Raw genomic sequence first — 20,171 nt, forward strand, 5'->3', positions numbered from 1 at the left:
AGCTGTGGCACGGGATATCCTTGTGGTACTGGGTCAAAACACATACGAGGGGCACCGAGGTGCCCAAATCGGAAAGGCGCGGTGATGCCGCGCCGACGCGTGCAGAATCCGCAGGCGGTTAGAAGTCGGTCTGCGCGGTGCGCAGGATCGGGTAGAGCTGGTAGCGCTCATCCCACGATGCGTGGCGCTTGGCAAAGAATTCCAGCCGCGCCTGCGGGTTGTTGGAAAAGTCCGGATCGCTGGCGATGCGCTGTTCGAACTGCGCCTTCAACGCGGCATCGTTGGCGAGCATGTCGCGCGCGACGTCTTCGGCGACGTAGGCTTCCATGTATTCCTTGCGCTCGAACGCGGTATTGAAAAAGCCCCACTGCAGCAGCGAATCCGGCGCCTGCGGTTCCAGGATCGCCATCACCAGGCGCGCCTTGGATTGGGCGATCGGCACGAACAGCGAGCCAGCCGGCACATCGCGGCTTTCATCGCGCCATTGCCCGCTGAGTTCGACTGTCTGATGGCTTTCGTTGGAGCGTGCCGCGAACTTGACCGCGTCGGCGCGGAAGGTTTGCACCGGCCGCTGCGCCGCATTGCCGATGGTCGTGAACTGGATGCCATGCAGGCGCAGTTTTTCGCCCACCAAGGCTGCTTGCGCAGCCGGGACCAGGTAGCCGCCGCGCGGCGCATCCACCACCACATCGGGCTTGATCTGGTCGCGCAGCGGCACCTTCCAGACTTGGGGCTTGCTTTCGTCGTAGCGCGTCATCAGCGCGCCGGAAATCGGCGACGGTGTGCGCGTATACGCGTAGCCACGAAACGCCACGGTGCGTGCGTCTGGGCCCGCAGCGAAGCTCAACGGTTCGGTCGTGCCGGCCAAGCGCGTGGCGCGCTGATCGGCCGCCAGTGCATCGGCGCGCCACTGGGTGCCATGGCGTGCGGCCTGCTGCAACACCGAGACGATGGCGTTGCGGGTGATCCGCACGCGCGTGGGGTAATCCTTCCACGAATGCGTTTCTACCAACATGCCGAAGCGGTTGCGTAGCAGGAAATAGCCATGCGAAAAGCGTGGCGGCGACACATCATCGGCAAAGCCGGAACTGGGGTCGTCTTCGTGCACGAAGGACGGGTAGTACGGCAGCGGCAACGAGCCCTGTCTCTTCAAATCGGCAAGCACTGCGTCGCGCCAGCGTGTGCCATCGCGCTGCAAGCTCGCATCGCCGGCATGCGCCGGTTCCACCTGCACCGAGACGTCGTGCTCGAACTTGGCGCCGTCGGTGACGTGCAGGTCTACATACATCAGCGGGTCCCATTGCTGCACCAGTTGCAGCATGGCCTGCATTTCCGGCGCGTCAGCCTTGACGTAATCGCGGTTGAGATTGAGGTTCTGCGCGGTGGTGCGCCAGCCCATCTGCTCGGGGCCGCGCTGGTTGGGGCGGTTCCAGGCACCGAAGCGCTCATGCCCATCGACGTTGAATACCGGCACGAACACCCACACCAACTTGTCCAGCACGCCGTGGCCGGCCTTGCCGTCGAGCAACTCGCGCAGAGCAAGAAAGCCCGCATCCTTGCCATCGATCTCGCCGGCATGGATGCCGCCCTGGACCAAGACCACCGGCAGCTTGCGTTGCGCTGCCGATTGCGCGTCGAGCGCGCCGCTGGTGGAGGCGATCAAGGCCTTCATCGGCCTGCCCTCGGGCGTGGTACCGAACTGGATGCAACGCACCGCCTGCGGGTAGCGCTGCGCAAATGCATCGCACAGTGCAATGACTTCGTCGTAGCGGCCGGTCTGGATGAAACCGCTGCGCTCTGCCTGGGTAGTCAGCGGCGCGGCAGCCAGTGCGGCGGGGGCGGAAGTCAGCAGTAACAGGCTCAGGGCCAGGCGAGTGAAGCGGGGCATCCAGCGGTCCAGTGTTCCAGGAAAACGTTTGCAATGTAGCCGAGCCGGTGTGCAAGGCCAATCTGCACTGCGTCATGGTCCTGCTGTGACCGGTGCCAAGCGCGGGCTTCACCTGCACGCGTGGCGGCTTTCCGTTGACCGGGTGGGCGACATTCGAGGTAGACGCAGGCAATGCGGCTGCCGTGCGACGTTTGGCGCCATGGTGTTTTCGGCCGACCTGGACGACACCGGTCGCGCCAAGGTGAGGTCCGCCAGCCGCGTCCGCCCAGCGCCTGCGTCCGGCATGTTCGGGCGGCAATGGCGGCCGGCGGTCGGGCGCCGGTACGATAGGGCCTGTTTTCAGCATGACCGGACTGCCTTTGACCACCTCCATCTCGCCAGGCGCTTCTGCCGGCGCGCGGCTGCCGCGCCAGATTCCTTTCATCATCGGCAACGAGGCCTGCGAGCGTTTCAGCTTCTACGGCATGCGCAACATCCTGGTGCAGTTCCTGATCACCTCGCTGTTGCTGCAGGAAATCAGCGGGCCGGGGCGCGAAGCCGAGGCCAAGCACATCCTGCACAGTTTCATGATCGGGGTGTATTTCTTCCCGTTGCTGGGCGGTTGGCTGGCCGACCGCTTTTTCGGCAAGTACAACACCATCCTGTGGTTCAGCCTGGTGTATTGCGCCGGGCACGCCTGCCTTGCGCTGTTTGAAGGCAGCCGCGACGGGTTTTTTCTGGGTCTGGGCCTGATCGCGCTGGGCGCAGGTGGCATCAAGCCGCTGGTGGCCTCGTTCATGGGCGATCAGTTCGACCAGTCCAACAAGCACCTGGCCAAGGTGGTGTTCGACGCCTTCTACTGGATCATCAACTTCGGCTCGCTGTTCGCCTCGCTGCTGATTCCGCTGGCGCTGAAGAATCTTGGCCCGGCCTGGGCATTCGGCATCCCGGGCATCCTGATGTTCGTGGCCACGCTGGTGTTCTGGCTTGGGCGCAAGCGCTATGTCTTGGTGCCGCTGCCGCCGAAGGACCCGCATGGGTTCGGCGCGGTGGTGCGTACGGCGTTATTGACGCACGTGCCCGGGCAGGGGCGTCCGGGCCTGATGCTGGCGGTCGTCTCGGTGTTGCTGGCGCTGGCCGGCTTCGCGCTGGTCGAGCAATTGGGCATCGTGGTGTGCCTGTGCATTGCGCTGGTGCTGTTGCTGGCCGGGATCGGCGGCGGGACCTGGTGGCAGCTGGAACGCGCGCGGGGCACCCATCCGGATGTTGCGGTGGAAGGCGTGCGTGCGCTGTTGCGGGTGTTGGTGATCTTCGCGCTGGTGACGCCGTTCTTTTCGTTGTTCGACCAGAAGGCCTCGACCTGGGTGCTGCAGGGGCGCGAGATGACCATGCCGGCCTGGTTCACCGCCTCGCAGATGCAGGCGCTCAATCCGCTGCTGGTGATGCTGCTGATCCCCTTCAACAACCTGGTGCTGTACCCGCTGCTGCGACGTGGCGGCTGGGAGCCCACCCCGTTACGCCGCATGACCAGCGGCATCGCCTTCAGTGGCGTGGCCTGGATTGCGGTAGGCGCGATCCAGATGGTGATGGACGGTGGCGAGCCGATGCACATCGCCTGGCAGATCCTGCCGTACGCACTGCTCACCTTCGGCGAGGTGCTGGTGTCGGCCACCGGTATCGAGTTCGCCTACAGCCAGGCGCCGCCGTCGATGAAGGGGGTGGTGATGAGTTTCTGGTATCTCACCACCACCGTCGGCAATCTATGGGTGCTGCTGTCGAACCTGGCGGTGCGCAACGCGACGGTGACTGCGCATATCGCCGATACTGGGCTCAGCGAAGCGGCCTTCTTGATGTTCTTCTTCGCGGCCTTCGCGTTCCTGGCGGCACTTGCCTTCGGCTTGTACGCACGCCGGTATCGCATGGTCGACAATTACCGTACTGCCTGAGGTCTGCATGATTACCCTGATCCTGATCGCCATCACCGGCATCGTCTCGTGGATGGCGTTCAACAACCGCAAGTTGAGCGACAGGCTGATCTTGTGGCCGCCGGCGGTGGACAAGCACAAGCAATACGACCGCCTGGTGACCTATGGCTTCATCCATGCCGACCTGGGGCACCTGATCTTCAACATGATCACGCTGTTCTTCTTCGGCCGGGTGATCGAGAACGTGATGGCCCAGCTTACCGGCAGTGTGCTGACCTATCCGTTGTTCTATCTGGCCGCACTGGTGGTCTCGATCCTACCCAGCTACCTGAAGAACCAGAAGAATCCGAATTACCTCAGTCTGGGCGCATCCGGTGCGGTGTCGGCGGTGCTGTTTGCCTTCATCCTGCTGCAACCATGGACGATCATCCTGGTGCTGTTCATTCCGGCCCCGGCGATTCTGTATGCGGTGTTCTATGTGGGCTACAGCCTGTGGATGGACCGCCGCGGCGGCGATCGCATCAACCACAGCGCGCATCTGGCCGGCGCCGCGTTCGGCGTGATGTTCATGCTGATCATGGAACCGCGCGTGTGGCAGGTGTTTCTGGAGCAGCTGTCCAACCCGCGCTTCGGCTGAGCGCGATACGCGGCGGTTACGCTGCCAAGCTCAATGCACAGGACGCTGTCGCAGGTAGGAAGTGACGTTTGATTGCGCGCAGCGCGTCCCTTCTGCACGCCGAACGCGTGATTGCAGGTCGCGCGACGGGATGCCCAACGACTGCTGGGGTGTACGGACTGGCCCGTTGCGGGAAGCGGGTGAGAACCCGGTTTGGTAAGGCCCAGCCATGTCCTGCCGCGCAGTCGCACGGTCTCGACAGACGTGTTAGATGCGATCAACGACTGCACAGCGGATGAGACCGCTGTGCAGCGATGCGCCAGCTCAGGCCGCGTTGCGTTCCTGGTCGGCGCTGGATGCCACGCCGTACGCCTGCTGCAGGCGCTTGTACACCGTATCGTTGAGCTGCGTGAAATCCGGATTGTGGGTGTCGCCCTTGAGGGCGAACTGGAACAGGCCCTCCAGCAACGAGCTGTCGCTGTCTGCGCTGTGTCCTGCCGAATCGTTGTTCATGCGGTGGCTCCCTCGTAGGTAAGACGAAGACGTCGCTGCTACCGCACACCGGTTGCCGCGATTGCCTTCGGGTCAGCTATCGGCGCTGCCCGGACGAACTTGAGGGCGCGTTGCGCAAGCTGGGCAGCCGATCACAGCAGCGATTCACTTTCACGCAGGCGCGGCATCGCGCTGGTCACACTGACCACCACTTCTTGCTGGCGCAGAACTTGAGAGAGGCGTCGACAGTGCACGCAGAACACGATCCGGACCGGCAGCGTTTCAACATAGACACCGATGGACATCGCGCCGAGCTCGCCTATCGGCGCGAGGGTGAGATCATGACCATCACGCACACGCAGGTGCCGGAGGCGGTCAGCGGACGCGGAATTGCCGCGGCATTGGTCGAGGACGCTTTGACATTCGCGCGGCAACACGATTTGAAGGTGGTTGCGGCGTGCAGCTATGCCGATACATACGTGCGTCGACATCCGCAGTATCACGATTTGCTGGCCTGACCAGCAGCGGGTCTTTTCGTAACACAAGTCATATCAGGGGAGCAGGTGGTAATGGGGCGGTTGCTTGGAGTCAAGGCAGTGCAGGGCTTGCTGGTGCTGGCCGTGTTGGCGGGATGTACGCAGCGCGCACCGACAACGGCAGAGCCAAGCGCGCCGGCCGCCGATGCGGCGCCCGCGGCGGCAGCGCCTGCAGAGCCGACCGTCGTACAGAGCGGCCCGCTGGAAGATGTGATCGAACATGCGCCGGCTTACATGGTGGGCATCAGCTATCCGCGCGGGCTGGATGCATATCCGGAACTCACTGCGCTCATTCGCGGTTATGCCCAGGATGCGCGTGCCGAACTGATGCAGGCAGTCTCGGGTCTGGGCAACGACAAGCCGCCCGCGCCGTATGAGCTGTCGCTGGCCTTCGAAACCGTGTTGCAGACCCCGGAACTGATCGTGATTTCCGCCGACGGCAGCAGGTACACCGGTGGTGCGCACGGCGAGCCGCTGGTGGCGCGCTTCGTCTGGTTGGTCAAGGAGCGCAAGCAATTGACCGCGCAGGCGCTGATTCCGGATCCGGCAGGCTGGGAAAAGATCGGCCGCGAGGTCGCGGCGCAATTGCATGCAGCAGCGACCCAGCGTGTCCAGGCCGATCGCGTGCCGGTAGAAGAGCAGGCTGAGCAGGTAGCGTCGGCCGACCGCATGATTGCCGAAGGCACCGCCGCGCAGGTGGAAAATTTTGCGCAGTTCGTCCCGGTGTTGAATGCAACTGGGCAGATCACTGCCGTGCGCTTTGTGTTTCCGCCCTATCAGGTGGGTCCCTACTCGGATGGCACGCAGATGGCTGAGGTCGCTGCCTCCACATTATTGCCTTCGGTCGCACCGGAATATGTACATCTCTTCGCGCGCTGAGGTGTTGCATCGCGCATGTTGTGATTGAATGGCCCGGCCATTCAGCAACGTACTCCAACGGGTGATATGAGTAGTTTCGACTCAACCGCAAGTCGCGTGGACCACACCTGCGTGCGTTATCCGGCATTCCCGCGGGAGCCGGCAATATTGGTGAGACTGATCAAGCATCTCCACAAGCGCCTGCATACACTCGGGTGCGTGCGGCTCAAGCCTTATGGCATCAGTCCGCCGGAATACGAAATTCTGATGATGCTCTATGGCACACCGGAGCAGTCGATCACTCCGACCGAGGTGGCCGAAGCCGCCAGCGAAAAGCCGGCCAACATCACCCGGCTCACCGATCAGCTGTGCGAGAAAGGCCTGATCACGCGCACCAGCAGCCCCGAAGATCGGCGCAAGATCGTACTGACGCTGCGGCCCGCGGGCCTGGCCTTGATCGAAAGACTGTTGCCCGATGCCTGTACGCTGTTGGATGCAGAAACCGCCAGCATGAGCGAGGCCGAGCAGCTGCGTTTGGAGAAGCTGCTGAGAAAGCTCCTGGACGGCGTGGACGCGGTCGAACTCTAAGCACTGCGCGTTGCGCGTGCGACAAGGCGCTGCAACTACAGCCAGCAAAAAGCCGCCCTGATCGCCCGGGGCGGCGTTGTCCTCTCATCTGTTCTCGAACAAGGACTTGCCGATACATTGCGAGCAGTTGGATGGCTCGTCTGGTGTCGGAGACCGGCATGCCCGCACGGGACATGCCGATCCTGTTGCCAAGCACCCGGCCTGATGACCGTGCGCGGATCGTGCAGCCGATTTATGGCTTGGACTGCGGCGCTTCCGGAGTGGCGCCATCGCCGCCTTGCGCGCTGAGACCGCGCTTTTCGAGCAGCGGCTCGATCTGCGGCGCATGCCCGGCAAAGTTCTGGAACAGCTCCATCGCATCCACGCTACCGCCGCGCGAAAGCAGGGTCTTGCGGAAACGATCGCCATTGGCGCGGCTCAGGCCACCGTGCTGCTTGAACCACTGCTGGGTGTTGGCGTCCAGCACTTCCGACCAGATGTAGGCGTAGTAGCCTGCCGCGTAACCGCCCATGATGTGGCTGAAATACGGGGTCTTGTAGCGCGGGGGCACTGGCGCGTAGGCAATGCCGTCCTGCTGCAGCGCCTTGGCTTCGAATGCCATCACGCCGGCAGCGTCCGGCACCTGGCTGGCGCTGACCTGGTGCCAGTTCTGATCCAGCATCGCCGCACCCAGATACTCGGTGGTGGCAAAGCCCTGGTTGAACTTGGATGCGGCAATCACCTTGTCCAGCAACGCCTGCGGCATCGGGGTGCCGTTCTGATAATGCTTTGCGTAGTTCTTCAGGATGGATGGCTCGTCGGCCCACATCTCGTTGACCTGCGAGGGGAACTCGACGAAGTCGCGCGGCACGCTGGTGCCGGAGAAATACGGGTATTTGACGTCGGAGAACATGCCGTGCAGCGCATGCCCGAACTCATGGAACATGGTGGTCACCTCATCCCAGGTCAGCAGCGTCGGCTGGCCGGCCGGCGGCTTGGGAATGTTGAGGTGATTGGCCACCACCGGCTTGAAGCCGGTCAGCGCCGATTGCGATACATAGGAGTTCATCCATGCGCCACCGCGCTTGGATTCGCGCGCATACATGTCGGCGATGAAGATCGCCAACTGCTTGCCGTCGGCATCGAACACGTCGTAGACGGTGATGTCGTCGCGGTAGGTCGGCAGGTCGGTGCGCTGCTTGAAGGTCAGGCCGTATTCCTGGTTGGCCGCATAGAACACGCCGTTTTCCAGCACGTTCTTGAGCTCGAAGTATGGCTTGAGCTGGGATTCGTCGAAGTTGTACTTGGCCTGGCGCACTTTTTCGCTGTAGTAGGCCCAGTCCCAGGCTTCGAGCTTGAAGGTCGGCTTGCGCGCGGCCTTTTGTTCCTTGTCGATCATCGCCTGCAGATCGGCGGCTTCGCGCTTGGCATTGGCCACCGCGGCCGGCGCCAGTTTGCCCAGCATTGCGTTGACCGCTTCAGGCGTCTTGGCGGTCTGGTTTTCCAGCGAGTAGGCGGCATAGGTGGGGAAGCCGAGCAGCTTGGCCTTGTCGGCACGCAGCTTCATGATGCGCGAGACCAGCGCGGTGTTGTCGTACTGGCCGCCGTGGCTTCCGCGCGACACCGAGGCGTCGTAGATCTTCTTGCGCAGCTCGCGATTCTTCAGCTGTGTCAGTGGCGGCTGGCCGGTGGTGTTGAGCAAGGCAATGACGTACTTGCCATCGAGTTTGCGCGCCTTGGCCGCTTCGGCGGCAGCGGCGATCTGCTCCTGCGACAAACCGTCCAGTTGCTTGACGTCATCCACGACCACAGCGGCAGCATTCACCTCGGCCAGCACGTTCTGGCTGAACGTGGTACCCAGGTTGGCCAGCTCGGCATTCATCGCCTTGAGCGTGGTCTTGTCGGCGTCGGAGAGCTTGGCGCCGTCGCGCACGAAATCGCTGTAGTACTTCTCGACCAGGCGTACGCCCTGCGCATCCAGCCCCAGCGTGGCGCGTTGCTCGTACAGGCTCTGGATGCGTGCAAACAGCTTGCCGTTGAGCGAAATGGCATCGCGGTGCGCTGCGAACTTCGCCGAATAGTCGGCCTGCAGTTTCTTGCGCGCGTCGTTGGTGTCTGCGCCCACCAGATTGAAGAACACCGTGGTGGCGCGATCGAGCGTGGCGCCGCTCTTTTCCAGCGCGATGATGGTGTTCTCGAAGCTGGGCTTGGCCTTCTGGTTGGCGATTTTTTCGACTTCCTTCAGCTGCTCGGCCATGCCGGCATCGAAGGCAGGTGCGAAATCGCTGTCCTTGATTTTGTCGAACTGCGGGTAATGCAGCGGCAGCGTGCTGTCGGCAAAGAAGGGGTTGGCTTGGGTGGCGGCCTGCGTGGCAGCGGGGGCGGCGATGCTGTAGGACGGCATGGCAAGTCCCAGGGCGGCGGCCAGGGCAAAAGCGAGACGGGTGGTCAAGAGAGTTGCTCCAAAGTGCGAACCCCCGAGGCTAACCCAGCCGGTCGGGACAGGCGTGTGACAAAAGGCATGGCTGCCAGGCCAAGACGACGCGAGCAGGCGGGCACAACCGTTGCTCGCGTTGCGAGGGTACGAGTCGATGCAAGCTGGGCCTGTACCGCCGGCGGACGTGTGCCGGCTGCACCCCTTGGCACCTTGCGAGCTAGCTGTGTTCGGGTGAGCTTGCCGAGCTCCCAGGGCGTCTGCTTGACGCTCCCGACCTGCCGCGCCGCAGGCGATCTGCCGCACGGTTGCCTGCTGCAATCTTTCGGCCGCTGCGTGGCCGCCGTGCAGGCGGCTACGGTACGCTGCCCGTTTCGCACACCGCAGGGCAACCATGAGCGACATCTCCACCTTCGCATTCACCGACCTGGAAGGCCGCACCCAGTCGATGCGCGACTACGCCGGCAACGTCCTGCTGGTGGTCAATGTTGCCTCCAAGTGCGGGTTTACGCCGCAATATGCGGGGCTGCAGGCGCTGTGGCAGCGTTATCGCGAACGTGGGCTGGTGGTGATCGGCTTTCCATGCGATCAATTCGGGCATCAGGAGCCGGGCGATGCGGCGCAGATCCGCCAGTTCTGCTCGCTCGACTATGCGGTGGATTTTCCGCTGGCAGCAAAAATCGAGGTCAACGGCAACGGCGCGCATCCGCTGTGGCAATGGCTCAAGCACGAACAACGCGGCGTGCTCGGGTCCGAAGCGATCAAGTGGAACTTCACCAAGTTCCTGATCGGCCGCGACGGCCGCGTATTGGAACGTTATGCGCCCACCACCAAGCCGGAAGCATTGGCCGCCGACATCGAGCGCGCGTTGGGCGCGTGATCCGGCAGGCATGGTGTTGAACCGTAGGAGCGCACCCGGGCGCGACGGAGCTTTTCCCGTAACGCCTCGTCGCGCCCGGCTGCGCTTCTACGACATCGGGTGCTTCAACGAAACGCCGCAACGTGCTGGTATTTCACCGGTGCCACGTCACTTTTCGACGAATGCACGCTCAAACACGTAATGCCCCGGCGTGCCGATGCGCGGCGAGGTCTGGAAACCGCGGCTATCGAGCAGGGTGCGCAGGTCGGCCAGCATCTGCGGGCTACCGCAGATCATGAAGCGGTCGTTGGCCGGATCCAATGTCGGCAACCCGAGCGTCTGCTGCATGCGCCCATCGGCCATCAGTTCGGTCAAACGGCCTTGGTTGGCGAAGGCTTCGCGCGTGACCGCCGGGTAGTACAGCAATTTCTCGCGCAGCAGGTCGCCGAGGAATTCGTGCTGCGGCAACTCGCGTTCGAAGTAATCGCGGTAGGCCAGATCCTGCACGAAACGCACGCCCTGGGTGAGGATCACCTTGTCGAAACGCTCGTAGGTTTCCGGGTCCTTGATGATCGACAGCCATGGCGCCAGGCCGGTGCCGGTGCCCAGCAGATACAGGTTGCGCCCGGGGTGCAGGTCGCTGATCAGCAACGTGCCGGTGGGTTTCCTGCCGACCAGCACCTTGTCGCCCGGTTGGATGTGCTGCAGCCGCGAGGTCAACGGGCCGTCCGGCACCTTGATGCTGAAGAACTCCAGATGTTCTTCCCAATTGGCGCTGGCGATCGAATACGCACGCAGCAACGGACGCGTTTCGGTTTCCAGCCCGATCATCACGAACTGCCCGTTTTCGAAACGGAACCCGGCATCGCGGGTCGTGGTGAAGCTGAAGTAGGCATCGGTCCAGTGACGGACCTCGAGCACCGTTTCGGCGCCAAAAGCGGAAGACATACCGGTAAGTGTCGTGGGAAGAGTACCCGGCAATTCTACCTCAAGCCGGCCAAATGAGATGAACTCTCATTTGGTGGGAATGGAGAATCGGGAATCGGGAATGGGGTGCAGTGCCGAACGATCTGTGCCTCTTCAGGATCCGCAGGCTCAGTACCTGTCAGCCGCAGGAGCGCCGCTTCTAACGATTCCCCATTCCCGATTCCCAAATCCCGACCTCACCGATACCCCGCCGCCTGCAATTCGAACAATTCCGCATACCGGCCGCCTTGGGCCATCAACTCGTCGTGGGTGCCGTTGGCCTCGATGCGGCCTGCGGCCAGCACCAGGATGCGGTCGGCCATGCGCACGCTGGAGAAACGGTGCGAAATCAGCACCGCGGTGCGGTTGTCCGACAGTTCCTTGAAGCGCTGGAACACCTCGAATTCGCTGCGCGCATCCAGCGCGGCGGTGGGTTCGTCCAGGATCATCAGCTGCGCATCGCGCATGTAGGCGCGAGCGATGGCGATCTTCTGCCATTGCCCGCCGGACAGATCCACGCTGTTCTTGAAGCGCCGCCCGATCAGCTGGTCGTAGCCGTCGGGCAGGCTGTCGATCAGCTCGCCTGCCATCGCGCGTTGTGCGGCGGCGCGGATACGTGGCGCGTCGTCCATCGCATCCACCTGGCCCACGCCGATGTTTTCGCCCACGCTCAGGTGATAGCGCACGAAGTCCTGGAAAATCACGCCCAGGTTGGCGCGCAGGTCGTCCAGATCGTAGTCGCGCAGATCGTGGCCATCGAGCAGGATGCGGCCTTCGTCGGGGTCGTAGAGCCGGGCCAGCAGCTTGACCAGGGTGGTCTTGCCGGCGCCGTTTTCGCCGACCAGCGCCAGCACTTCGCCGGCACGCAGTTCGAAATCCAGGTGCCGCACCGTCCATTGTTCCGCGTCCGGGTAGCGGAAGCCGACGTCTTCGAACACGAAGCCCTGGCGGATCGGGCGCGGCACCGGCAGCGCGTTCGGGCGCGAGCGGATTTCCGGCACGATGTTGAAGAACGAATACAGATCGTCCAGATACAGCGCCTGGCCTGCGACCTGCGAAAAGCCGATCAGCAAGCCTTCCAGCAACTGCCGCAGGCGCAGGAAACTGCCGGCCAGAAAGGTCAGGTCGCCGATGCTGAAATCGCCGCGCACCGTGCGCCAGGCGATGTAGCCGTAGGCCATGTAGTAGCCCAGGGTGCCGAGCGCGGCCAGCAGCGCTCCCCACATTGCGCGCTTGCGTGCCAGCGCACGGTTGGCCTGGAAGAACTTGTCGGCCAGCCGGCGGTAGCGCGCGATCAGGAAGCGGTGCAGGTTGAGGATCTTGACTTCCTTGGCCGTCTCCACGCTGGCGCCGACCTGGCGCAGGTAATCGAGCTGGCGCCGTTCCGGCGTCCACTGGAAGTTGAGCGAATAGCCCAGCGCATTGAAGTGCGCCTCGCCGATGAAGGCCGGGATCAATGCCACCGCCAGCAGCACGATCAACCACGGCGCATAGACCACCAGGCCCACCGCCAGGCTGACCACGGTGATGGCGTCCTGCACCTGGCCAAACAGCTGGCTCATCAGGTTCATGCGGTTCATGGTCTGGCGTCGCGCGCGATCCAGCTTGTCCTGCCGGTCCGGGTCTTCGAAATCCTCCAGATCCAGCTGCGCGGCGTGTTCCATCAGACGCACGCTGGCGGCGTTGTTGAACAACTCCGACAGCAGCGCATCGGCATAACCGACCAGCCGGCCGAGCAGGTCCGAGCCGATCGCCAGCGCCAGTTCCAGCGCCAGCAGTTCCAGCAGCCGGTTCAGTCGGCCGCTGCCCAGCGCCTGCGCGAACGAGTCGAATGCCTGCGGCTGGCCGACCAGATGGATCGCCTCGTCGATGATCAATTTGCCGATGTACAGCGTCGCCACCGGCATCAGCGCGCGCAGCACGCGCAAGCCGATGCTGCTGGCACTCAGCCAGCGGCTGGTCTGCCAGATCTGCTGCAGGAACGGCGGCAGATTGCGCAGCGCATCCAGGCGCTCGCGCAGGGTAGGGCCGGTACGGGGGGCGGCGGGCGCAGGAGCGCCGGAACGGGAAGCTGACATCGTATTAGTGTGCCGCGCCCGGCGTGGGCGCGGGGTGTGGGGCCAACCATAAGAAAGGGGCAGGGCCCAGGCAGGCGCGTGCTCGCCTCGCGGCGCCCAGGGCTCACCGTCGGCCGCCGCGCCGGCAACGGTCGGTGGATTGGTGGCTTGCCATCACCGCAGCACGATCGCAGCACTGCGGCGACCACCGGCGAAAGGCCGCATCGGTCAATCGCAGCGATAGACGCCGCACCCGGACGCGCCTGCGGTTTGCTCTAAAATGCCCGGATTGCACCCCCGCCAGCCGTAGAGCCAGCCGTGACCTCGATCAAGCAGGAAGACCTCATCCAGTCCGTCGCCGATGCGTTGCAGTACATCAGTTACTACCACCCGGTCGACTACATCAAGAATCTGTCCGCCGCCTACGAGCGCGAAGAGTCGCCGGCTGCCAAGGACGCCATTGCGCAGATCCTGATCAACTCGCGCATGTGCGCCGAAGGCCACCGACCGATCTGCCAGGACACCGGCATCGTCACCGTGTTCCTGGAAATCGGCATGAACGTGCGCTGGGACGACGCCACCATGGGCGTGGAAGACATGGTCAACGAGGGCGTGCGTCGCGCCTACAACCACCCCGACAACAAGCTGCGCGCCAGCGTGCTGGCCGACCCGGCCGGCAAGCGCGCCAATACCCGCGACAACACGCCGGCAGTGGTCAACACCAAGATCGTGCCCGGCGACCATGTCGAGGTGATCGTCGCGGCCAAGGGCGGCGGTTCGGAGGCCAAGAGCAAGTTCGCCATGCTCAATCCCTCCGATTCCATCGTCGATTGGGTGCTCAAGACCGTGCCGACCATGGGCGCCGGCTGGTGTCCGCCGGGCATGCTGGGCATCGGCATCGGCGGCACCGCCGAGAAGGCCATGCTGCTGGCCAAGGAAGCCTTGATGGAGCCGATCGACATCGTCGACCTGCAGGCGCGCGGCGCGGCCAACCGTGCCGAAGAACTGCGGCTTGAGCTGTATGAAAAGGTCAATGCGCTGGGCATCGGCGCGCAGGGCCTGGGTGGCCTGACCACCGTGCTGGATATCAAGGTCAAGGATTACCCGACCCATGCGGCCAACCTGCCGGTGGCGTTGATCCCCAACTGCGCCGCCACCCGCCATGCGCATTTCACCCTGGACGGCAGCGGCCCGGTGATGCTGGATCCGCCGTCGCTGGAAGACTGGCCCAAGCTCACCTACAACCCGACCAATGCGCGCCGGGTCAACCTGGACACCATCAGCAAGGAAGAAGTCGCCAGCTTCAAGCCGGGCGAGGTGATCCTGCTCAACGGCAAGCTGCTGACCGGCCGCGACGCTGCGCACAAGCGCATGATCGACATGCTCAACCGCGGCGAAACCCTGCCGGTGGACTTCACCAATCGCTTCATCTACTACGTCGGCCCGGTCGATCCGGTGCGCGACGAAGTGGTGGGCCCGGCTGGCCCCACCACCGCCACGCGCATGGACAAGTTCACCCGGCAGATGCTGGAACAGACCGGCCTGCTCGGCATGGTCGGCAAGTCCGAGCGCGGCGATGCGGCGATCGCCGCGATCCGCGACAACAAGGCCGTCTACCTGATGGCGGTCGGCGGCTCGGCGTATCTGGTGTCCAAGGCGATCAAGGCCGCGCGCGTGCTGGCGTTCGAGGATCTCGGCATGGAGGCGATCTACGAATTCGAGGTCAAGGACATGCCGGTGACGGTCGCGGTGGATTCCAGCGGCGAATCGGTGCACAAGACCGGCCCGCGCCAATGGCAGTCGCGGATCGGCAAGATTCCGGTGGTGGTGGAGTAACGGCGGCGATCGAGCCGGCCTCACTGCCGTTGCGCGGGTGTGGCCGGTGCCGGTGAGCTGCAGGCACGATGCGCGCATGCCGCATCGTGTCGAGTGCGTCGTGGTGCCGGTGCGCGCGTCGGTGCAGCAGTGATTGCACGGCACAGGTCTTCGACAGCGCGGTAAAAACAACGACAATCGCCGTGCGCCGCGCAGACGTCGCCCGCCTTGCGCGCCTGTCCCTACCGATCCCGGAGCCCCGCATGGTCGCCACGCTGTACCACTCCCCCAGTACCGCAGCGTTGGTGGTGCATTGGCTGCTGATCGAACTGGATATTCCGCACGCACTGCACCCATTGGATTTCGAACGCGGCGAGCACAAATCGCCGCAGTACCTGGCGCTCAACCCCGCCGGCGTGGTGCCCACGCTGGTGCTCGATGGCCAAGTGCTCACGGAAGCTGCAGCCATCGTGCTGCACCTGGCCGACCTGCATCCGCAGGCCGGGCTGGCCCCGGCAGTCGGCACGCCCGAGCGTGCGGCGTACTACAAGTGGATGTTCTTCTGCGCCAACACCCTGCAGCCGGCGTACCGCGCCTGGTTCTACCCGAGCGAGCCGGCCGGGGCCGGGCAGGCCGAGGCGGCGCAGATGCACGCCCGCCGCAAGCTCGAAGCGGCCTGGGCCCAGGTCGATGCGCATCTGCAGGCCCACGGCCCATATCTGCTCGGGAAAACCGTGTCGGCAGCCGACTTCATGTTGACCATGCTGATGCGCTGGTCGCGCAACATGCCGCGGCCGACCGATACCTGGCCTGCGCTGCAGGCGCACGCAATGCGGATGAAGGCGCGCCCGGCGTTTCAGGAAACCTATCGCCGGGAGGGCCTGACGGACTGGACCTGAACCTGCGTCCGCGGACCGCGCCTTTTGATCGCAATCTCCATCCGCCCGTTTGGTCGCGTCCGCCACATAGTACGATCGCGACACCAACCACAGAGCAGGGGGCCTCGTCCATGTCGCATTCCGCATCGCGTCGAAAATTGCTTCAGTGCGCGTGTTGCGCGCCGATCGCGGCTGCTGCCGCGTCCGTGCCGTTCGCCTTGCGCGCGGCGCCGTCCAAGAAAACCGATTTGAATGCCGAGCAGGCGCTGCAGATTCTGCGTGACGGCAACAACGCATTCGTCGAAAACCGCCCCAAGAAAGTGATCTCCGACAGCAAGCGCCGCCTGGAGCTTGCGCTGGGCCAGACCCCGTTCGTCATCCTGGTGTCGTGCTCGGATTCGCGCGTGCCACCGGAACTCCTGTTCGGCCGCGGCCTAGGCGAAATGTTCATCGTGCGCAACGCCGGCAATACCGTCGACACCACCGCGCTCGGTTCGATCGAATATGCAGTCAGCCAGCTCGGCGTGCCGCTGGTGGTGGTGATGGGCCACGAAAGCTGCGGTGCGGTGGCCGCGGCAGTGTCGGTCGTGGAGAACAACACGTTCTTCCCTGGCGCAATCGGCGCGATGATCGAGCCGATCGTTCCGGCGGTGCTGACCGCCAAGGCCAAGGGCGGTACCAACCTGCTGGCCGACTCGGTCAAGGCCAACGTCAAGCGTACTGTCGACCGCTTGCGCGCGGCATCCGAACCTGCACTGCTCGAACCATTGCGCGCCGGCAATGTGCGCGTGGTCGGTGCGTACTACACCTTGCAGGACGGCAAGGTGGACTTCTTCGACGTCTGAGTCGAGCACAGGCACGCCTCGGCCAGCGCGACATGCGTTGGTCCGCGGGCAATGTCTTTCCGCATGGGTGTGCAGAAGAAAAAGGCCGACATGCGCACATGCCGGCCTGCGATTGATCAACTCGGTGCAGTTCGCCGTTTGACTGCCTTGCACGATGCGCCGGCCCGTGTGCCGGCGATCATCGGCAGCAGCGCTTGTCGTGAGCACCCTGCAACACCATTGGGCGCGGCCAGGGCGATCAAACGACGTCGCCGGCAATGCGGATGGCGCGTAGGGCTCGCAACGCTGAAGCAGTACATGCGGCGCGTAGGGCTCGCAACGCTGAAGCAGTACATGCCGAACACCGGCTGCTGCCGCCTTGCGGCGAACGCAGCCGGTTTGCGCGCGGTGCCTAGAACCACTCCAGCAATGACACGCCCACACCGATGTAGGTTGCCTTGTGGTTGTAGTCGATCATGCTTTCGCCGTAGCCATCGAACACCTGTACATGGCCGCGCAACAGGTTGGTGATGGGGAAGCCGTAATCCAGCTGCACCGAGCCGTGCGAGCGGTCGCCGCCACGCAGCGAGTGGCGTGCGATCAGCGCCAATTCGTGGCCGTCCTTGTTGTACACCAGCGTGGCATCGCCGCGGCCCATGTAATCCTCGATATCGGGATTGTTGTCGTCGGCGCGGTCTTCCTTGATACGGAACCACGGGCGCAGCGTCAGCGCCAAGTTCTCGCGATCCAGCCCGAAATTCAGGATCACCCGATTCCACGAACGCGACAGCGGGTCGGCACGCCCATTGGACATGTGATTGAGGCTGATGCCGCTCATGCGGCCCTTCCAGCCGAAGATGCTGTAGTTGTTGCGAAAGACCAGCATCGCTTCGGGCTCGTAGTTGGTCTCGCGGAACGGGCGCGACGCATCGGCGTTGTAGGCCTGCCAGCGCGAGCTCTGGGTGTAGCCCATCCAGATATCGCCGTTGTCGCCGAACAGGTCTTCCACCACCTTGGTCTTGAAGCTGAGCTGGAACTTGAGCTCGGTGCTGTCCAGCTGCTGCGGTGTGTCGAGCGAGTTGGCCGGATTCGGCGACTGCGGAGTGCGGTTGGTGTCGCTGGTCCAGAACGCCGGCAACAGGTACACCGGCTTGTAGCCGCGCAGCTGGAAGGTGCCCAGCTTGGAGTCCTTGGCCAGTTCCCATCGTCGGTCCAGCAAGGAGCCGCGGCCGGCATTGGCCACGGCTTCTTCTTTCGGTTGGTCCTGGCCGTCGGCGCGGAAGAAATCGCCGACCCGGCTGATGGTGCGCGTATCGTCGGGCTTGGCGTCCTTCTGCTTGGCCAGTTGCGCTGCGGCATCTGCCTCTGCGGTTTGCTGCGGCGTGTAGCCCAGCGCCTTGTCGTAACAGGCCAGGCGAGCGGCATCGGAGGTCACCGAGGTGCAGGCTTGCGGCGAGGCCGGCTGCGGTGCGATTTCCTGCGCATGTGCCACTGGCGCGGCGGCCAGTGCGATCAGCATCAGGGGGCGGGTGTGGTGCTTGGACATGGGCGGTCTGGCCAAAGTGAAGGCGCCAGGCAGGCGCAGAGATACCCAGCTTAACGGTCGCGTCTGCATACGCAGTGTGTACACGACGGCATAACATTCGGTTGAATTGCGTCGCCCCAGCAGCTGCCTGCAACGTGTTGCCGAAGGCCGGTATGCGCATGGAGTGTCCCCGCCACGCGTCAGTCGAGTGAGCGCAGGTGGCTGTTACGCGCCTCCCGGACAAGACGCGCGTACACCGCCGTCGAGCCGTTGCAAAGCCCTAGAAAAACCAGCCGATGGCGAACACACCCAACATGCACAGGCCAAGCGCCAGCTTGGTGGCGGTGCCGAGCATGATGCCCACCCAGGTACCGAGACCGACCTTGGTGGCCTGGCCGGATTTGCGTGTCTGGTAGTACTCGCCGAGCCAGGCGCCAGCGAACGGGCCGACGAACAGCCCGATCGGCAGGAAGAAAATGCCTGCAATGCCCACGATGACCGAACCCCACAATGCCATCTTGCTGGCACCTACCCGCTGCGCCCCGTACAGCGTGGCCAGGAAGTCGACCAGATACGACAGCGCGGTGATCACCCCCAGCACGACCAGCGTCACCCAGCCGATGTGGGTGAAATCGTCGGCCCAAGCGGCAACCAGCAGGCCGGCAAACACCAGCGGCAGTCCCGGCAGGGCCGGCAGGATGACGCCAGCCAGGCCGATCAGCACGAGCGCCGTGGCCAGGACGTAGTAGACGACGACGGTATCCATGATGGTTACACAGGTCCTAATTCAGGCTTGACAAAAAGGCGCAAGGGGTGCTTGAAAATTCATTTTGTGCGGGTTAAGTTGCAGCCGCTGCTGTTTGCAAAGGTCACCGTGAATCGTGGCCTGATGCGGTAGATCGCCTGATCCGCTACATCCTTGTACCTCGCTTCCTCCTTGCAATCACAGCCACCACCGCTCGTCCATCACAGTGTCGTAGGGAGTCAGTCGAGATGTCCAACATCGAACGCGAAAATGGTGTCGTGAAGTGGTTCAACGATGCCAAGGGCTTTGGGTTCATCAGCCGCGAAAATGGCGAAGACGTCTTCGTGCATTTCCGCGCGATCCAGATCCAGGGCTTCAAGAGTCTCAAGGAAGGTCAGAAGGTCAGCTTCACGGTCGTGCAAGGCCAGAAGGGCCTGCAGGCCGATGCAGTGCAGGTGGTCTGAGCCGCTGCGCGGAGCGCATCAGCCACGCAACAAAAATGCCCGTCACCGGGCCTTTTTGTTGTTTGCAACGGTGTCGTTCGCGGCGCCTGCCAACTGGCGACGCAGCGGCAGGGCATAGGCCCCGCCGGGCGGAAGGATCAGCGCAGCACGACCTTGCCGTTGACCACGCGCACGTACGCGTTCTCTCGCACGCCAGCCAGGTCGCGCTGGTTGACCACGATCACGCGGCCGTCGTCCATGCGCACCTGCACGTCGAAGCTGGCGCTGGTGACGTTGTTCTGGATGGCGTTGCCTGCCAGCGCGCCGGCAGCGGCGCCGGCCACGGCCGACACGTTCTTGTTGCCCGTACTGCCGCCGGTCTCCTTGGAAATCTGGCGGCCGGCCACCGCGCCCACGATGCCGCCCAGCACGGCGCCAGTGCCGGTCGGCGCGGTGCGGGTGGGGCCGACTTCATCGATCCGGGTCACGATGCCGCAGTCCACGCAGCGCTGCGGTTGCGAGTAGCCCTGGTCATAACCGCGGTCGCCGCGATAGCTGCCGTATTGGGGTTGGGAGGTGGCGCAGCCAACCAGGGTTGCGGTTGCAGCCAGGCCAATGACGAGCAGTCGGGTCTTCATGAAATCTCTCCGGGGTGGTTCGAAAAGGCGGCCGGGGCCGCGGCGACGTCATCCTGTGATGGTCCAGGTGAACGGCCTGCCAACTACGACACTGCAGGCTTAACGAAACCCGAGCGTCGTATTCAT

19 protein-coding genes are annotated in these 20,171 nt (G+C 63.9%); 11 read left to right on the forward strand and 8 right to left on the reverse strand.

What is annotated here, in order from left to right; all coding sequences use genetic code 11:
• Positions 1-118: 118 nt before the first annotated feature.
• The gene (locus tag FLG15_RS07140) at positions 119-1,888 is read right to left on the reverse strand and encodes a M14 family metallopeptidase (RefSeq protein ID WP_150145754.1); all 1,770 of its coding nucleotides are present in this window, start codon (positions 1,886-1,888) and stop codon (positions 119-121) included.
• Positions 1,889-2,232: 344 nt separating this feature from the next.
• On the opposite strand from FLG15_RS07140, the gene FLG15_RS07145 reads away from it, so the two are divergent.
• The gene (locus FLG15_RS07145) at positions 2,233-3,813 is read left to right on the forward strand and encodes a POT-type proton-dependent oligopeptide transporter (RefSeq protein ID WP_370512614.1); all 1,581 of its coding nucleotides are present in this window, start codon (positions 2,233-2,235) and stop codon (positions 3,811-3,813) included.
• Positions 3,814-3,820: 7 nt separating this feature from the next.
• Positions 3,821-4,429, forward strand: a complete 609-nt coding sequence (locus FLG15_RS07150) for a rhomboid family intramembrane serine protease (protein WP_003483519.1) — start codon at positions 3,821-3,823, stop codon at positions 4,427-4,429.
• Positions 4,430-4,732: 303 nt separating this feature from the next.
• On the opposite strand, the gene FLG15_RS07155 is transcribed toward FLG15_RS07150, so the two are convergent.
• The gene (locus FLG15_RS07155; protein ID WP_057679835.1) at positions 4,733-4,921 is read right to left on the reverse strand and encodes a hypothetical protein; all 189 of its coding nucleotides are present in this window, start codon (positions 4,919-4,921) and stop codon (positions 4,733-4,735) included.
• A gap of 227 nt (positions 4,922-5,148) precedes the next feature.
• Here FLG15_RS07155 and FLG15_RS07160 point away from each other — a divergent pair, with 227 nt between their 5' ends.
• From FLG15_RS07160 to FLG15_RS07170, 3 genes are all read left to right on the forward strand, one after another.
• Positions 5,149-5,418, forward strand: coding sequence for a GNAT family N-acetyltransferase (locus tag FLG15_RS07160; protein WP_057679836.1), 270 nt, complete (start codon positions 5,149-5,151; stop codon positions 5,416-5,418).
• 51 nt (positions 5,419-5,469) lie between these two features.
• On the forward strand, positions 5,470-6,315 hold the full coding sequence (locus FLG15_RS07165; protein WP_057679837.1) for a DUF3298 and DUF4163 domain-containing protein: 846 nt from the start codon (positions 5,470-5,472) through the stop codon (positions 6,313-6,315).
• A 66-nt stretch (positions 6,316-6,381) separates the two neighbouring features.
• On the forward strand, positions 6,382-6,882 hold the full coding sequence (locus FLG15_RS07170; RefSeq protein ID WP_057679838.1) for a MarR family winged helix-turn-helix transcriptional regulator: 501 nt from the start codon (positions 6,382-6,384) through the stop codon (positions 6,880-6,882).
• A 232-nt stretch (positions 6,883-7,114) separates the two neighbouring features.
• On the opposite strand, the gene FLG15_RS07175 is transcribed toward FLG15_RS07170, so the two are convergent.
• Positions 7,115-9,313, reverse strand: coding sequence for a M3 family metallopeptidase (locus FLG15_RS07175; RefSeq protein ID WP_170922370.1), 2,199 nt, complete (start codon positions 9,311-9,313; stop codon positions 7,115-7,117).
• A 376-nt stretch (positions 9,314-9,689) separates the two neighbouring features.
• On the opposite strand from FLG15_RS07175, the gene FLG15_RS07185 reads away from it, so the two are divergent.
• Positions 9,690-10,175: a glutathione peroxidase gene (locus FLG15_RS07185; protein WP_057679840.1), complete on the forward strand. Its 486-nt coding sequence runs from the start codon at positions 9,690-9,692 to the stop codon at positions 10,173-10,175.
• A gap of 147 nt (positions 10,176-10,322) precedes the next feature.
• Here FLG15_RS07185 and FLG15_RS07190 read toward each other — a convergent pair whose 3' ends face one another.
• Positions 10,323-11,102, reverse strand: a complete 780-nt coding sequence (locus tag FLG15_RS07190) for a ferredoxin--NADP reductase (protein ID WP_057686988.1) — start codon at positions 11,100-11,102, stop codon at positions 10,323-10,325.
• Between the two features lie 215 nt (positions 11,103-11,317).
• A complete protein-coding gene (locus tag FLG15_RS07195) occupies positions 11,318-13,198 on the reverse strand; it encodes an ABC transporter ATP-binding protein (RefSeq protein ID WP_017155727.1) in 1,881 nt (626 codons plus the stop codon).
• Between the two features lie 297 nt (positions 13,199-13,495).
• Between FLG15_RS07195 and FLG15_RS07200 the strand changes: the two genes are divergently transcribed.
• The 4 genes from FLG15_RS07200 (at position 13,496) to FLG15_RS07215 (ending at position 16,715) form a co-directional block, all read left to right on the forward strand.
• A complete protein-coding gene (locus FLG15_RS07200; protein ID WP_057661651.1) occupies positions 13,496-15,013 on the forward strand; it encodes a fumarate hydratase in 1,518 nt (505 codons plus the stop codon).
• Positions 15,014-15,050: 37 nt separating this feature from the next.
• Positions 15,051-15,146 (forward strand): hypothetical protein, encoded by a 96-nt coding sequence (locus FLG15_RS07205; RefSeq protein WP_017155729.1) that lies wholly within the window; start codon positions 15,051-15,053, stop codon positions 15,144-15,146.
• 109 nt (positions 15,147-15,255) lie between these two features.
• Positions 15,256-15,891 carry a glutathione S-transferase family protein gene (locus FLG15_RS07210; protein WP_057678448.1) on the forward strand — a complete coding sequence of 212 codons (636 nt, stop codon included), beginning with the start codon at positions 15,256-15,258 and terminating at the stop codon, positions 15,889-15,891.
• A 185-nt stretch (positions 15,892-16,076) separates the two neighbouring features.
• The gene (locus tag FLG15_RS07215; RefSeq protein ID WP_017155731.1) at positions 16,077-16,715 is read left to right on the forward strand and encodes a carbonic anhydrase; all 639 of its coding nucleotides are present in this window, start codon (positions 16,077-16,079) and stop codon (positions 16,713-16,715) included.
• Positions 16,716-17,106: 391 nt separating this feature from the next.
• Here the strand turns inward: FLG15_RS07215 and FLG15_RS07220 are convergent, their stop codons facing one another.
• Together FLG15_RS07220 and FLG15_RS07225 are read right to left on the reverse strand one after the other, a co-directional pair.
• Positions 17,107-18,240, reverse strand: coding sequence for a phospholipase A (locus FLG15_RS07220; protein ID WP_150145756.1), 1,134 nt, complete (start codon positions 18,238-18,240; stop codon positions 17,107-17,109).
• 259 nt (positions 18,241-18,499) lie between these two features.
• Entirely contained in the window at positions 18,500-18,985 is a 486-nt protein-coding gene (locus FLG15_RS07225) for a DUF456 domain-containing protein (RefSeq protein ID WP_150145758.1), read from the reverse strand.
• A gap of 227 nt (positions 18,986-19,212) precedes the next feature.
• Between FLG15_RS07225 and FLG15_RS07230 the strand changes: the two genes are divergently transcribed.
• Positions 19,213-19,428, forward strand: coding sequence for a cold-shock protein (locus tag FLG15_RS07230; protein WP_003483561.1), 216 nt, complete (start codon positions 19,213-19,215; stop codon positions 19,426-19,428).
• Positions 19,429-19,565: 137 nt separating this feature from the next.
• Here FLG15_RS07230 and FLG15_RS07235 read toward each other — a convergent pair whose 3' ends face one another.
• Positions 19,566-20,045 (reverse strand): glycine zipper 2TM domain-containing protein, encoded by a 480-nt coding sequence (locus FLG15_RS07235; RefSeq protein WP_017155734.1) that lies wholly within the window; start codon positions 20,043-20,045, stop codon positions 19,566-19,568.
• Between the last annotated feature and the right edge of the window lie 126 nt (positions 20,046-20,171).

Origin of the sequence: Xanthomonas phaseoli pv. dieffenbachiae (assembly GCF_008639345.1) — a bacterium.
Classification (GTDB): domain Bacteria; phylum Pseudomonadota; class Gammaproteobacteria; order Xanthomonadales; family Xanthomonadaceae; genus Xanthomonas; species Xanthomonas phaseoli.

Excerpts from the sequence above, each read along its gene's own strand:
- FLG15_RS07140 (WP_150145754.1), bottom strand. The coding sequence starts at position 1,888 with ATGCCCCGCTTCACTCGCCTGGCCCTGAGCCTGTTACTGCTGACTTCC.
- FLG15_RS07145 (WP_370512614.1), top strand. The coding sequence starts at position 2,233 with ATGACCGGACTGCCTTTGACCACCTCCATCTCGCCAGGCGCTTCTGCC.
- FLG15_RS07150 (WP_003483519.1), top strand. The coding sequence starts at position 3,821 with ATGATTACCCTGATCCTGATCGCCATCACCGGCATCGTCTCGTGGATG.
- FLG15_RS07155 (WP_057679835.1), bottom strand. The coding sequence starts at position 4,921 with ATGAACAACGATTCGGCAGGACACAGCGCAGACAGCGACAGCTCGTTG.
- FLG15_RS07165 (WP_057679837.1), top strand. The coding sequence starts at position 5,470 with ATGGGGCGGTTGCTTGGAGTCAAGGCAGTGCAGGGCTTGCTGGTGCTG.
- FLG15_RS07170 (WP_057679838.1), top strand. The coding sequence starts at position 6,382 with ATGAGTAGTTTCGACTCAACCGCAAGTCGCGTGGACCACACCTGCGTG.
- FLG15_RS07185 (WP_057679840.1), top strand. The coding sequence starts at position 9,690 with ATGAGCGACATCTCCACCTTCGCATTCACCGACCTGGAAGGCCGCACC.
- FLG15_RS07190 (WP_057686988.1), bottom strand. The coding sequence starts at position 11,102 with ATGTCTTCCGCTTTTGGCGCCGAAACGGTGCTCGAGGTCCGTCACTGG.
- FLG15_RS07195 (WP_017155727.1), bottom strand. The coding sequence starts at position 13,198 with ATGTCAGCTTCCCGTTCCGGCGCTCCTGCGCCCGCCGCCCCCCGTACC.
- FLG15_RS07210 (WP_057678448.1), top strand. The coding sequence starts at position 15,256 with ATGGTCGCCACGCTGTACCACTCCCCCAGTACCGCAGCGTTGGTGGTG.
- FLG15_RS07220 (WP_150145756.1), bottom strand. The coding sequence starts at position 18,240 with ATGTCCAAGCACCACACCCGCCCCCTGATGCTGATCGCACTGGCCGCC.
- FLG15_RS07225 (WP_150145758.1), bottom strand. The coding sequence starts at position 18,985 with ATGGATACCGTCGTCGTCTACTACGTCCTGGCCACGGCGCTCGTGCTG.
- FLG15_RS07230 (WP_003483561.1), top strand. The coding sequence starts at position 19,213 with ATGTCCAACATCGAACGCGAAAATGGTGTCGTGAAGTGGTTCAACGAT.
- FLG15_RS07235 (WP_017155734.1), bottom strand. The coding sequence starts at position 20,045 with ATGAAGACCCGACTGCTCGTCATTGGCCTGGCTGCAACCGCAACCCTG.